The sequence below is a fragment of the Pseudomonas sp. OV546 genome, from assembly GCF_900116845.1.
In the GTDB taxonomy this organism is placed as follows: Bacteria; Pseudomonadota; Gammaproteobacteria; order Pseudomonadales; family Pseudomonadaceae; genus Aquipseudomonas; species Aquipseudomonas petroselini.
This window is the reverse complement of record NZ_FPCE01000009.1, coordinates 246945-260441: the sequence shown is the minus strand read 5'-3', so window position 1 is coordinate 260441 and position 13497 is coordinate 246945. Positions and strand designations below refer to the sequence as shown.

Annotated in this window: 9 protein-coding genes; 3 read left to right on the top strand and 6 right to left on the bottom strand. The window is 56.9% G+C overall.

What is annotated here, in order from left to right:
• The first annotated feature begins 17 nt into the window (after positions 1-17).
• The gene (locus BM403_RS21270) at positions 18-1034 is read left to right on the top strand and encodes an AraC family transcriptional regulator (protein ID WP_093544617.1); all 1017 of its coding nucleotides are present in this window, start codon (positions 18-20) and stop codon (positions 1032-1034) included.
• A gap of 138 nt (positions 1035-1172) precedes the next feature.
• On the opposite strand, the gene BM403_RS21265 is transcribed toward BM403_RS21270, so the two are convergent.
• The 6 genes from BM403_RS21265 to BM403_RS21240 all read right to left on the bottom strand — a co-directional run bounded on the left by BM403_RS21265 (position 1173) and on the right by BM403_RS21240 (position 11520).
• Positions 1173-2357 (bottom strand): MFS transporter, encoded by a 1185-nt coding sequence (locus tag BM403_RS21265; protein ID WP_256577194.1) that lies wholly within the window; start codon positions 2355-2357, stop codon positions 1173-1175.
• A 1563-nt stretch (positions 2358-3920) separates the two neighbouring features.
• Positions 3921-5336 carry an efflux transporter outer membrane subunit gene (locus tag BM403_RS21260; protein ID WP_093544612.1) on the bottom strand — a complete coding sequence of 472 codons (1416 nt, stop codon included), beginning with the start codon at positions 5334-5336 and terminating at the stop codon, positions 3921-3923.
• Positions 5333-8512, bottom strand: coding sequence for an efflux RND transporter permease subunit (locus BM403_RS21255; RefSeq protein WP_012724111.1), 3180 nt, complete (start codon positions 8510-8512; stop codon positions 5333-5335). The genes BM403_RS21260 and BM403_RS21255 overlap by 4 nt, the downstream gene beginning before the upstream one ends.
• A gap of 15 nt (positions 8513-8527) precedes the next feature.
• On the bottom strand, positions 8528-9769 hold the full coding sequence (gene mexE / locus BM403_RS21250; protein WP_012724112.1) for a multidrug efflux RND transporter periplasmic adaptor subunit MexE: 1242 nt from the start codon (positions 9767-9769) through the stop codon (positions 8528-8530).
• Positions 9770-9980: 211 nt separating this feature from the next.
• Positions 9981-10508, bottom strand: a complete 528-nt coding sequence (locus BM403_RS21245) for a sterol desaturase family protein (RefSeq protein WP_012724113.1) — start codon at positions 10506-10508, stop codon at positions 9981-9983.
• 97 nt (positions 10509-10605) lie between these two features.
• Positions 10606-11520: a LysR family transcriptional regulator gene (locus tag BM403_RS21240; RefSeq protein WP_012724114.1), complete on the bottom strand. Its 915-nt coding sequence runs from the start codon at positions 11518-11520 to the stop codon at positions 10606-10608.
• 106 nt (positions 11521-11626) lie between these two features.
• Between BM403_RS21240 and BM403_RS21235 the strand changes: the two genes are divergently transcribed.
• Both BM403_RS21235 and BM403_RS21230 read left to right on the top strand, forming a co-directional pair.
• Positions 11627-12442, top strand: coding sequence for a phytanoyl-CoA dioxygenase family protein (locus tag BM403_RS21235; RefSeq protein WP_093544609.1), 816 nt, complete (start codon positions 11627-11629; stop codon positions 12440-12442).
• A 79-nt stretch (positions 12443-12521) separates the two neighbouring features.
• Entirely contained in the window at positions 12522-13490 is a 969-nt protein-coding gene (locus tag BM403_RS21230; RefSeq protein WP_043206240.1) for an ABC transporter substrate-binding protein, read from the top strand.
• Positions 13491-13497 lie beyond the last annotated feature (7 nt).

Below are 13497 nucleotides of genomic sequence, written 5' to 3'. Positions count from 1 at the left end.
GGGCACGGACCGCGCCAATGTCGGAAAAAGACACCATCTCCCTCCACCTCGTGCGCGAAGCCTTGTTGCAAAGCTGCGCCCCTGGGGCGGCCACTGCCGAAGTGCTGCTTAAAGCCGGGATCGAATCGCAACGGTTGGCCGAGCCCAGCGCGCGGGTCTCGGCCACGACCTATGCACGCCTGTGGCGCCTGCTGGCACGGCGCCTGGATGATGAGTTTTTCGGCATGGACCCACGCAAGCTCAAGTCCGGCAGCTTGGCGTTCCTCTGCCATGCGGCGATGGCGCAGCCGACCTTGGCCACTGGCCTGGAAACCGGCCTGGGGTTTCTGTCGTTGATGCTCGAACGCCTGCCCGCTGAATTGGTGCGCCAACAAAGTCTGGCGGAGATTGTGTTGCTCGAACCCGAGTCTGAACCCAACCGGGCCTTCACTTACTTTACCTACTGGATGATCGTGCACGGCGTCGCCTGTTGGCTCGCGGGACGGCGGATTCCGATCCTGGCGATTGAACTGCGTTGTCCGAAACCGGATTTCTGCGACGACTACCAGATCATGTTCTCCGACAACCTGCGTTTCGATCGGCCGCGTACCCGCATGATCTTCTCCGCCGACTGCCTGGACCTGCCGATCAAGCGCACCGCTGAAGAACTAAAACGCTTCCTGGCCCACGCGCCCGCCAACATCCTGGTCAAATACCGCGACCCCGACAGCCTCGCCACCCGCATCAAGCACGACCTGCGCCAACTGCCCCCCGACACCTGGCCGGAAACCGAAGGCCTCGCCGCCAGCCTGTGCATCTCCGCCTCCACCCTGCGCCGCCGTCTGGCGGAAGAAGGGCAGACGTATCAGGGGCTCAAGGACAGTGTGCGCAAAGAGCTGGCGATTGTGTGGCTGGCGGAGCCGCAGATCAGTTTTGCCGAGATTGCGGAGCGGTTGGGGTTTGCTGATACGAGCTCGTTTTATAAGGCGTTTCGTAAGTGGAGTGGGTCTAATCCTGGGCATTATCGGAGTTTGATATTGAATGATGCTACATAGAGCATTAGCACGCGGATAAGGCTCTACTCCCTTCATGCGGTCGCGGTTCAAAAAAACATCACAAGGTCGAACACGGCAAATTTGATGTCCAATTCGACCAAGACCGCCAAGCTGCGGATGGATTTCCAAAATCCATATTCAGGCTTCTTGTCTTGTTAAATCGTCTTTTTTGCCACCTAAGAGCAATGTTGTGCTAACACCAAACAAGCCAACAAAACAGGTGGCTGCAACTATGATCAAAGTCAGCGAGAAGCCATACCTATCTAATAGTCCTCCGAAAACAGTGTAGGAGATACCGATGATGACTGAGTTAACTAGATTTGCAACTGAGAGACAAGACGCTCGGATACGTGACTCAATATTGTCGTGAATATAGGTTTCATATGCGGTTTCATATATGGCAGGGAGCGACATTATTAGAAGAAAGGTTGCAATTGAAGTGATTACTCCGATATTTAAAGATAAAACAAAAAGAAGAAAGGTGACGGCGCAGGTCGTAGTGAGAGCAATTGTACCGAGAGAGAGCCTGGAACAAACGTAACCAGCAACCATGAACATTAATGCTGATATAGCTTCAACCGTAGCATAAATACCAGCGATCATAGGCACGTCTAAACCCTGCAGGGAGAAAAATGGCTGGCCATAGATGAACAAAGGAATTGTTGAAAGCTCAAATAAAGAATATCCAATAAATAAAGGTATAAGGAAGGCACCTTTTTTAGAACGGAAAAAATTAATGAGTAGAGTAAAAATCCCCTCTGTTTTTTTATGGTTTATACCTGATTGTTTGATCGGGTTAAGTGACGTGTGCGGGAGTTTTATTTCTGGGATGAGTGTTACAGCAAAAGCTCCGATAAGCTTGGATAGCGCAAAAAATATATATACGCTATTCCAGTCAAAAGTATCTTGCAATACGCCACCAAGAAGCATAGATAAACCTAATGAAATCGCGCCAATGGCACGCGCCCGCGATATTATTTTAGGGTAGTCTTCCGCTCGACGTTCAGCTAGTAAGTTGTCATACAATAGTGCTCTGTCTGACCCGGAGCCCATAGCGATACTGGCGCCGAATAAGCAAAATATAATTGCGAAAGGAGTGAAAGAGGAAAATAATAAAAACCCAATGCCGCTTGTAAATAATCCTAAAAAGCTAATGATAAGAGAAAATTTGCGGCCGTATCGATCGGCGAGTAAACCAGACGGGATCTCTAACGCTACTGAAGAAAAGAATAGAAAAGATTGAAGAATACCTATCTCTCCTTGTGTGATACCAAGCTGCAGCAGGTAAAGTACAAACAAACTCCTTTGAACATCAAGATTCATGAGTATTGATAAGGAGTAGTATAATTTATCGTTCTTATTTTTTAGTATGTTTGAGATCCCCATTTTATTTAGATACCTGTTTTTTGTAAGCTCAAAAGACCTGAAGTTTAAGTTTGAAGATACGTTCGTCGACTCCTGAGCTAATCGGCGCACCTTGATTAAAGGCTATGTTGTCATTCTTACGCAAATGTGCACTTTGTAATTCTATGTATCTGTGCGTCTCCAATCGGAGAGGTGGCCGCTTCGATAGAAAACATTTCACTCTGTTCGAAAGGCTCAGTGCGGTATTAGGAAATTACTTGCTGAGGACTTCTGGTTTGTCTTACGGAAATAACCTACAGCATTTTAGGACGTTCCAAACAAAAAAACCGTGACCAAATGGACCACGGGGCTAAAAATTCGCTGGATGCTGTCAACCAAAGGCACAATTGATAGCGGACACGCGCGACCCGTTAGTCGCGCATGACAGATGTCGGAATTCACTGTGGAGTTAATATTAAAAAATGACCGAAAAATTTGCCCGGTAAAACCATGACAGCGCCAATGAGCGTTACTTACATGTGCTGCCTTTTTCATTCGAAGGTGTTGCCGGTGCCTCAGCATATGGGTTTATCAATGGTCGCCGACAAACCTCTACGGAGCCCAAGGTTCGTATAGTATCTGCATACGAGGAAGAACGATTCGATTGTTTGTCTACACTTAAACTGTTGCAATCCCGTACTGGAACATAAAGCGCGGTACCGTGGCTTGGCTGCAAATGCAGGACTTTCCCCGCGTTCTCATACGTTTGCTCCAGAGAATGAGTCGTGAAGGAGTAATTTTTCGCAACCTTACCTATCGCGGAAAGTGATAACACTACCCGATATTATCTGCTGCAGCATTTGCTGCGTAACGAATGTCGGATAAACACGGTTTCTGATTAAGGGAGAAGGTCTACCCTGGGAATTTTGAGTTTAATATATATAAAATTTGATTTCGCCGTTGCCTTTAGTAGTGAAGTCTGAACAGTATTTTACGGTGTTTCGTGATTGGAAATTAATGCTGTTTAAATTTAAAAAGCTTAAGCGTGGAGCATAGGTGGCGTTATAGCCTGCACACCCATCGTAACCCTTTAAAGGCTGGGCGTACGTTCTCGCAGGAAAAGCCCACTGAGCGAATGAAAGTCCAACTAATAACAACAGAATTGTGATTTTCATGATGGGCTCTTTTTTGGTTTTGTAAGGCGTGCATTAAATAGTACGTGAAAAATTAATGGTGTCTGGGATTGCTCCACAAACTAATCCCGGCTCTTTGTCGTTTAACGCGAAGGCTGAATGGGTGGTAGTAAAAGGCGCGGCTTAATATTTTGCAACTGTCATTTCTAACAGGTCTGTACCAGTGGCCTTAAACGGTTCGGGGCTTTCTTTGTTTGAGCGTTTTCAACGTTTAGTCACCGGCCAGCGAGACCTGCGCCTGCCGATTGTTTGACTCGGCTCTTTTCAGTTACCAAAAAAAGCCCCGTGACCAAATGGATCACGGGGCTAAAAATTGGCTGGATGCGACCAACCAAAGGAGCTCTTTACATCACTTGGCGGTAGCGACCACCGTATCCGGCTTCCACCCACCCCCCAGCGCCTTGTAGATCGCCACAATCCCGCGATACAGGTCCACTTCGGCCTGGGCCTGGGAGTCCTCGGCTGCCAAACGCTCACGTTGCGCGTCGAGCAATACCAGGAAGTCCACTGTGCCTTCGCGGTAGCGGATCGCGGCCAGGTCGGCGGCGGCGCGGCTGGATTCGCTTTGGCGGATCAGCGAGACCAGACGTTGCTGACGCTTGCCGTAGTCGCTGAAGGCGTTCTCGGATTCTTCCAGCGCCAGCAACACTTGCTGCTCGTAGCTTGCCAGGGCGCCATCGGCCTCGGCATCGGCGCCGCGCAAGCGGGCGCGCACGCTGCCCAGGTCAAACGCGGCCCAGGTGATGCTCGGGCCCAGGGCCCAGGCATTCGCGGCGGATGAGCCGATCTGCGAGCCGCGCCCGGCGGTAAAGCCGAGGAAGCCGCTGAGGCTGACGCGTGGGAACAGGTCGGCCTTGGCCACGCCGATACGCGCGGTGGCGGCAGCCAGTTTGCGTTCGGCGCTGAGGATGTCCGGGCGACGTTGCAGCAGTTGCCCCGGGTCGCCGATCGGCAGCGCTTTGGCAATCGCCGGCAGGTCTTTCGGGCCCAGGTCTACGGTGAGCTTATCGGGCCGCTGGCCGAGGAGGGTGGCGATGCGGTTACGCTCGCGCACTTGTTCGGCCTGCAGTTGCGGCACGCTGGCTTCAACCGCCGCGAGGCGTGCGTCGGCACGCTCCACGTCGAGTTGGTCGCCCACACCGGCATCGCGCAGGCTGACGGTGATGGTGCGCGATTCCTGCTGGTTCTTCAGGTTGTCCAGGGCAATGCGTTCACGCAGTTGCGCGCCACGCAGTTGACCGTAGGCGTCCACCAGTTCGGCGATCAGGGTGACTTGCAGCTGGTACAAGTCAGCCTCGGCGGCCTGCTGGTCGGCGTCGGTGGCTTCCAGGTTGCGCTGGATGCGGCCGAACAGGTCGAGTTCCCAGGCCATGTCCAGCCCGAGGTCGTAACGCTCGGTCTTCACGCGGCGAGTGGTCTGGCCCGGAATCTGGCCTTTGCCCTGGTCACTGCTGGCGCGGCTGGTGATGGTCGGCATGGCGTCATTGCTGGCGTCATCGCGGATCGCCCGTGCGGCCCGCAGGCGGGCAAAGGCGACGCGCAGATCACGGTTGCCTTGCAGCGACTGCGTGACCAACTGGTTGAGCGTCGGGTCCTCGAACTGCTGCCACCAGATGCCTTCGAACTTGGCGTGATCGTACTGCTTGGCGTCGGCAGCGGCCGTGATATTGGCCGCCTCCGGGGTCTGGGTTTTGTAGTCCGGGCCTACGGCACAGGCGCTCAGCGCCAGTACCAGCAAGCTCGGCAGAAAGACTTTCACACTCATTGCTGTGTCTCCAGCTTCAAGGCCTTGGCCGCTTTGCGCGCTTCGCTGCGCTCCACATAGCGACGGATCAGTACGTAGAACACTGGCGTCAGCAACAGACCGAAGAAGGTCACACCGATCATCCCGGAGAACACCGCCACGCCCATGGCATGACGCATCTCGGCACCGGCACCGCTGGACAACACCAGTGGCACCACACCCATGATGAAGGCGAACGAGGTCATCAGGATCGGCCGCAGACGCAAACGGCAGGCTTCCAGTACCGCAGCGAGCGGGTCGAGGCCTTCTGCCTGTTTATCCTTGGCGAACTCGACGATCAGAATCGCGTTCTTACACGCCAGGCCCACCAGTACGATCAAGCCGATCTGGGTAAAGATGTTGTTGTCGCCGCCCGAGATGATCACCCCGGTAATCGCCGACAGCAGCGTCATCGGTACGATCAGGATCACCGCCAACGGCAGGCTCCAGCTTTCGTATTGGGCCGCCAGTACCAGGAACGCCAGCAGTACGCAGAGCGGGAACACGAACAGTGCGGTGTTGCCCGAGAGGATTTGCTGATAGGTCAGGTCGGTCCACTCGTAGGTCATGCCGTTGGGCAGTTCCTCTTTCAACAGTTTTTCAATCGCCGCCTGGGCCTGGCCGGAGCTGTAGCCCGGTGCCGCGTTGCCGTTGATTTCAGCGGTGATAAAGCCGTTGTAGTGCATCACGCGGTCCGGGCCCGAGGTGTCGCTGACCTTGATAAAGGTCGCCAGCGGGATCATCTCGCCTTTGTTGTTGCGCACTTTCAGCTGGCCGATCTGGTCTTCATCCAGGCGGAACTGTTGCTCAGCCTGCACGTTGACCTGGTAGGTCCGACCGAAGCGGTTGAAGTCGTTGGCATACAACGAACCCAGGTAGATCTGCAGGGTGTCGAAGATGTCGCTGATCGCCACGCCGTGGGTCTTGGCCTTTTCACGGTCGATGGCGGCATCGACCTGGGGCACGTTGACCGTGTAGCTGGTGAACAGGCCGAACAGCTCCGGCGTGGTGCGGCTCTTGGTGATGATGTTCTGCACTTCTTTGTACAGCTCGTCATAACCCAGGTTGCCACGGTCTTCGATCTGCAGGCGGAAGCCGCCGATCGTCCCCAGGCCCTGAACCGGCGGCGGTGGGAAGATCGCCATGTAGGCTTCCTGGATGTCGCTGTATTTGCCGTTCAACGCGCCGGCAATCGCACCGGCGGACATGCTCGGGTCTTTACGCTCATCGAACGGCTTCAAGGTCACGAACACGATGCCGCTGTTCGGGCTGTTGGTGAAACCGTTGATCGACAGGCCTGGGAAGGCCACGGCGGCTTCCACGCCCGGCTGTTTCAGCGCGATGTCGGACATGCGCTTGATCACGTCTTCGGTGCGGTCCAGGCTGGCGGCGTCCGGTAACTGGGCGAAGGCCACCAGGTATTGCTTGTCCTGGGCCGGCACGAAACCGGTCGGGGTATGGGCGAAACCAAACCAGGTCAGCACCATCAACCCGGCGTACAGGAACAGCGCGATACCACTGCCGCGAATCACACGGCGTACGGTGCCGACATAGCCGTGGCTGGCTTTGTCAAAGAAGCGGTTGAACGGTTTGAACAACCATCCGCCGAAGAGCTTGTCGAGAACCTTGGAGAAGCGATCCTTTGGCGCGTCATGGCTGCGCAGCAACACGGCGGCCAGGGCCGGGGACAAGGTCAGCGAGTTGAAGGCCGAAATCACCGTCGAGATCGCAATGGTCAAGGCGAACTGCTTGTAGAACTGCCCGGTCAAGCCGCTGATAAAGGCCGCCGGAATGAACACCGCACACAGCACCAACGCAGTTGCCACAATCGGACCGGTCACTTCGCTCATGGCTTTTTCAGTCGCCGCAAACGGTTCCAGGCCCAGCTCGATGTTGCGCTCGACGTTCTCCACCACCACGATGGCGTCGTCCACCACGATACCGATGGCCAGTACCAGGCCGAACAGCGACAACGCGTTGAGCGAGAAGCCAAACAGGTGCATCACCGCAAACGTACCGATCAAGGATACCGGCACCGCTACCAAAGGAATGATCGAGGCGCGCCAGGTCTGCAGGAACAGGATCACTACCAAGACAACGAGAATCAGCGCCTCGAACAGGGTGTGCACCACCGCTTCGATGGAACCACGCACAAAGATGGTCGGGTCATAGACGATGCTGTAGTCCATCCCTTGCGGGAAGCTCTTTTTCAGCTCATCCATCTTGCCGCGGACTTCGTTGGAAATCTCGATGGCGTTGGAGCCTGGGCGCTGGAAGATCGGGATCGCCACGGCCGGCTGGTTGTTGAGCAGCGAACGCAGGGCGTATTGGCTGGAACCCAGCTCGATCCGCGCGATGTCTTTGAGGCGGGTGATTTCACCGTTAGCGCCTGAACGGATCACGATGTTCTCGAACTCTTCCTCGGTCACCAAGCGACCTTGGGTGTTCACCGACAACTGGAACGCGGTGGCAGTCGGCGCAGGTTGTGCACCCAGCGCACCCGCGGCCACTTGACGGTTCTGCTCACGGATCGCGGTCACCACATCGGTGGCAGTGAGGTTGCGCGAAGCGGTCTTGTTCGGGTCCAGCCACACCCGCAGGGAGTAGTCGCCCATGCCGAACAGCTGCACATCACCCACGCCGCCCAGCCGCGCCAGCTCATCCTTGACGTTGAGCAAGGCGTAGTTGGACAGGTACAGCATGTCGTAGCGCTGATCCGGGGAGGTCAAGTGCACCACCATGGTCAGGTCGGGGGAGGCCTTGTCCACGGTGATACCGATGCGCGTCACTTCTTCAGGCAATTTCGGCTGAGTCCGTGTCACGCGGTTTTGCACTTGCACCTGCGCGTTGTCCAGGTCGGTGCCCAGGGCGAAGGTGATGGTCAGCGTCAGCTTGCCGTCGGCGGTCGACTGCGAGGACATGTACAGCATGTTCTCGACGCCGGTGATCGCCTGCTCCAGCGGCGCGGCCACGGTTTCACCGATGACCTTGGGGTTGGCGCCCGGGAAGTTGGCGCGTACCACCACCGTCGGCGGCACCACTTCCGGGTATTCGCTGATCGGCAATTGGAACAGCGAGATCGCACCGGCGATCAGGATCAACAGCGAGAGCACCGCTGCGAAGATCGGCCGCGAAATGAAGAACTTGGAAAAATTCATCTTGAGTTGTATCCCTTAACCGCGTGGAGTCGCAGCGCTGGCCAGTTTGGGCGCGGTTTTTTCCGGCGCCACTTGTTCCAGGTTGCTGGCTTCAAGCGCTTGTCGTTGTTGGGCCAAGGCGGCGAGGGTTTCCTTGCTGGCCATCGGAATGGTTTCCGGGGCGACCGGCGAGCCAGGGCGCACGCGCTGCAGGCCCTTGACGATAATGGTGTCGTCTTTGTTCAAGCCGCTGCGCACGATGCGCAAACCTTCGATCTTCGGCCCCAGCTCCACCGAGCGATAAGCCGGCTTGTCGCCTTCCATCACCAGCACGAACTTCTTGCCCAGGTCGGTGCCGACCGCTTCGTCGTTGATCAATACGGCGGAGTAGGTGCCGCTGCCGACCAGCTTCAAGCGGGCGTACAGGCCAGGGGTGTATTCGCCTTTGCTGTTATCGAACACGGCGCGACCGCGGATGGTGCCGGTGGCCGGGTTGACCTGGTTGTCGACGAAGTTCATCTGGCCCAGGTGCGGGTTGCCGGTTTCGTTGGACAGGCCCAGGTACACCGGGGTGGTCGCACCACGACGGCCTTGGCGAGCCAGTTCGGTGTACTTGAGGAAGACGCGCTCATCGGCGTCGAAATAGGCGTAGACCTTGTCGGTGGAGACCACGCTGGTCAGCGCCGTGACATCGGCGGTCACCAGGTTGCCGGCGGTGATTTCGGCACGGCTGACGCGGCCGCTGATCGGCGACGTCACGCGGGTAAAGCTCAGGTTCAGCTTGGCCAGGTCCAACTGCGCCTGGATCCCGGCGACGGCGGCGCGGGCTTCCTGGGCGGAGGTGGTGCGCGAGTCGGCCAGTTCGGCGGAGATCGCATTGCTCTGGCGCAGGCGTTCGCCACGTTGCGCTTCGTTGTCGCTACGGGTGGCAGCGGCGCGGGTTTGTTGCAACTGGGCTTCAAGGCGACGCACTTCGGCCTGGAACGGGCGTGGGTCGATCTGGAACAGCAGGTCGCCTTTCTTGACCAAAGCGCCTTCAGTGAAAGCGACTTGGTCAATCTGGCCAGAGACCCGTGGACGAATCTGTACGGTTTCGGGCGCTTCCAGGCGACCGGTGAATTCATCCCACTCGTTGACCGGTTGTTCCAGCACCTTGGCCACGCTGACTTTGGCCGCTGGCATGGCGGCCGCTTGGTCCGGGGTCTTGCCGCACGCGCTCATCACCACCACGGCCAAAATCGCCAGGGGGAAGCGCAAATGTTTGAGTGACTGTTCCATGAGGTGTATCCGCCAATGTATTTGAGATGGGCGGATCATGCGCGGCGAGGGGGTATGTCACGAATCGAATGAAGCAAAGGTAACTATCATTCGGAATGATATAAGCGAGGTGTTAGCCCTCTAGCATGGGGGTTTCGTTAGGGGGCTATCAATAGGAATGATGACAAAAGACTGTTGCGGTGTGCGCAACAGGTCCCGTCAGCCTGAACGCTTAATCGTAATGGGTGAGGGGTTCAGCGCGAACGTAGGTGCCAAACACATGGTCCCACAGCGGCGACGACACCCCGAAGTTCTTCTCTACACCTTGGCGATGGTGCAGGTCATGATTGGCCACCAGCGTCGGCATAAAACGGTAAGCCCAATGCGCGGGCCGGTGCATCACGTAGTGCACCGAGATGTAATAAAAGTAACCCGCTACCACGCCGATAAAGGCCGAGGTCAGGCCGCTGTACCAGGCAACCAGCAACAGCGCGGCAAAGGTTGAGCTGGTTTTCCAGCTCGACACACCGATGTAGGCGAGTACGTCGATATGGTGGGTCCAATGTTCGCGGCGATACAGTGAGTGGAACAGAAAACGGTGTGCCGAGTATTCCACCAGGCTCCAGGCCAGCAGGCCGGCGATGGCCAGTGCGGGATCGAAGGGCGCCAAGTAAATAGCGAGGATAACGAAGAGAGGAGCGGTGAAAAAATCGAGGTAATACGCGAGCGATGACATCAGCCATTTATTTGAAGCGGCCATGTGCGGAATATCCCTGTAGTGCGCAATGGAGGGGGGTGGGGATTCTCAGGTGCGGCGCCGCCGCAGGCAACCGCGTCATGAGGGCTGTGTCACAGATTCAGAAGATTGCGAACGGTTGTCGCTGCGAGAACCAGGCCAACGCCTGAGCCTTGAACGCGTCGGCGGGCGGCGTCAACGGGTAGCGCCGGTCGTAGGCCAGCACGATGCGTTGCGTGGGCAACTGCTGTTTGATGGGTCGACACACCAAAGGCTGGCCATCGTAGCTGTGATCGCCGAAAGGGCGGGTGTAGGTGAGTGCCACGCCAAAGCCATTGGCAACCAGGCTGCGCTGGAATTCAAAGCTGTGGGTGGGTTGGACGCTTCCCGGTGTCAGGCCAAAGCTGTTGAACAAATCCAGAATGTGCTGCCAGCTGTGGATCTGATCCATCACCACCAGGTTGCATGCACTGAGTGCGGCCATATCAACGCGTGTTTCCTGCGCCAAGGGGTGATCTGCCGCCAGCAAGGCGTGGGCAGTCAATTGGCACAGTTCGACGCGCTCCGTGTTGACCGGCAAGCCCAGGTCGTAGGTCAATGCAAGCTCCAGCGTGCCTTCACCGAGGCGTTTTCCCAAATATTCAAACCCGCCTTCACGCATATCCACGCTGATGCGGGGCGACACCTGCTGCAAGCGCCTGAGAATCTGGGGCAGGCAGTAGGGGGCAATATCGGCATAGCAACCCAGTACAAGGTCTCCGGCAAAATCGTCGGGTTCGCTGCCTATATCTGCAAACGTTCGCGCTTCAGCGAGTACGCGTTTTGCCTGCGCCATCACCGTTCGACCAAACGGCGTCAACGACACACCCAGACCGCGTTGGCGCACAAATAGCGGTTGGCCGTAAAGGCCTTCAAGCTCAGTGATCGCGGTGGATATCGACGGTTGGGAAACGTGCAGTTCCTCGGCAGCCAGGGTGAGGTTGCCGTGCTTGGCCGCAGCCAGTGCGTAGCGCAATTGACGCAAGGTGAAGTTCATTGGTTTTTCTTGGGTGATAAATCAAGAGTTGTTATTTTATCTTATTTGAGCGGCATGGAATATTGGGCCTGCACACCCTTCATCTTGTTATTGGGAGTTTCAGGCCATGACCCACCGTTCATACACCGTCGACCCAAAAGACATCGACGCCTTCCAGCGTGATGGCGCGGTGTGCCTGAGAGGCGTCTTCAGCGACTGGATCGCACACATTGCGGCAGGCATCGAGCGCAACCTCGCAGAGCCTGGCGGGTACGCCAGCCGCTACGTCGAGCAAGGTGACGACTCGTCCGGCGGTTTTTTCGATGACTACTGCAACTGGCAGCGTATTCCTGAGTTTCGCGCAATCATCGAACAGTCGCCGGCAGCGTCCATCGCCGCGCAGGTAATGCAGTCGCGCACCGCGCAGTTCTTCCATGACCATGTCCTGGTCAAAGAGCCCGGTGCGCAAAAAGCCACACCCTGGCATCAGGACATTCCGTATTACTTTCTTGAGGGCAGCCAGTCCGTGAGTTTCTGGATTCCGGTGGACCCGGTACGTGAGTCAACCCTGCGGCTGTTGCCCGGCTCCCATCGTTGGGAGCAAGGGATAAGGCCGGTGCGTTGGGCCGATCAAAGCGACTTTTACCAAGGGGCCGACGACTATCGAGATGCACCGGATCCGGGTGCGGAGGAGGGTATGCCGGTACTGGAATGGGAAATGCAACCCGGTGATGCGGTGCTGTTTGATTTTCGAACGGTGCATGGCGCCAGGGGCAATGGTTCCGCACAGCGTCGCCGGGTACTGTCGCTGCGCTGGGTGGGTGATGACGTTCGCTACCTCGAACGCCCTGGTCGCACCTCTCCACCGTACCCGGGGCACGCCATGCAAACAGGCCAGCGGCTGCGTGAAGACTGGTTTCCTACACTACATAAAGCTGGCTGACACATAACTTTTCAGAGCGTATTTCGCTGCCATCTGCCCCTCCCTGATCTGACCCTTTCACTGCATAGGTGCACCGATGATGAAGCTGAATAGAAACGTGATGGCTGGCCTGCTCTCGCTTGGGCTGTTTGCGGGCAGCGCAGCGACCCAGGCTGCCGGTTGGTGCGATTCGGGCAAACCGGTGAAGTTCGCCGGATTGAATTGGGAGAGCGCCATGTTGCTGACTGACGTGCTGCAAACCCTGCTCAAGGAGGGCTATGGCTGTACGGTCGATACCTTGCCTGGGAACTCCATCACCATGGAGAGCGCGTTGAGCAGTAATGACATTCAGGTGCTGTCCGAAGAGTGGGTGGGGCGCAGCGAGGTCTGGAACAAGGCCGCCGCCAGCGGCAAGGTCGTGGGGGTGGGCGCACCCATCGTTGGCGCGACCGAAGGGTGGTACGTGCCCCGCTACGTGGTGGAAGGGGATGCCAAGCGCGCGCTGAAAGCCAAGGCGCCAGCGCTCAAGACGATTGCCGATCTGGCGCAGTACGCCGAGCTGTTCAAGGACCCGGAAGAGCCCGGCAAAGGCCGTTTCTACAATTGTCCGGCGGGATGGACGTGCGAGCTGGAGAACAGCGAAATGCTCAAAAGCTATGGCCTGGAATCGCGCTATACCAACTTTCGACCGGGTACCGGCCCGGCTTTGGATGCGGCGGTGCTGTCGAGTTACAAGCGGGGTGAGCCGATCCTGTTCTATTACTGGACGCCTACGCCGTTGATGGGGCAAGTCGACCTGATCAAGCTGGAGGAGAAACCGGGGGTGGATAAGAAGATCAGCATTCAGGTGGGTTTATCCAAAGCTTTCCATGAGCAAGCACCTGAACTGGTCGCGGTGCTGGAAAAGGTCAATTTGCCGATTGACCTGCTCAACCAGAACTTGGCACGGATGACCAGGGAGCACATCGACTCTCCCAAGCTGGCAAAGCTGTTCCTCCAGCAACACCCGGAAATCTGGCACGGCTGGGTGAGTGAGGCGGCAGCCAAAAAGATCGACGCTACGCTGTAGCCGGTCG

What these genes read in the sequence shown, in the direction of transcription:
- BM403_RS21270 (WP_093544617.1), top strand. Translation starts at nt 18, where the DNA reads ATGTCGGAAAAAGACACCATCTCCCTCCACCTCGTGCGCGAAGCCTTG.
- BM403_RS21265 (WP_256577194.1), bottom strand. Translation starts at nt 2,357, where the DNA reads ATGAATCTTGATGTTCAAAGGAGTTTGTTTGTACTTTACCTGCTGCAG.
- BM403_RS21260 (WP_093544612.1), bottom strand. Translation starts at nt 5,336, where the DNA reads ATGAGTGTGAAAGTCTTTCTGCCGAGCTTGCTGGTACTGGCGCTGAGC.
- BM403_RS21255 (WP_012724111.1), bottom strand. Translation starts at nt 8,512, where the DNA reads ATGAATTTTTCCAAGTTCTTCATTTCGCGGCCGATCTTCGCAGCGGTG.
- mexE (WP_012724112.1), bottom strand. Translation starts at nt 9,769, where the DNA reads ATGGAACAGTCACTCAAACATTTGCGCTTCCCCCTGGCGATTTTGGCC.
- BM403_RS21245 (WP_012724113.1), bottom strand. Translation starts at nt 10,508, where the DNA reads ATGGCCGCTTCAAATAAATGGCTGATGTCATCGCTCGCGTATTACCTC.
- BM403_RS21240 (WP_012724114.1), bottom strand. Translation starts at nt 11,520, where the DNA reads ATGAACTTCACCTTGCGTCAATTGCGCTACGCACTGGCTGCGGCCAAG.
- BM403_RS21235 (WP_093544609.1), top strand. Translation starts at nt 11,627, where the DNA reads ATGACCCACCGTTCATACACCGTCGACCCAAAAGACATCGACGCCTTC.
- BM403_RS21230 (WP_043206240.1), top strand. Translation starts at nt 12,522, where the DNA reads ATGAAGCTGAATAGAAACGTGATGGCTGGCCTGCTCTCGCTTGGGCTG.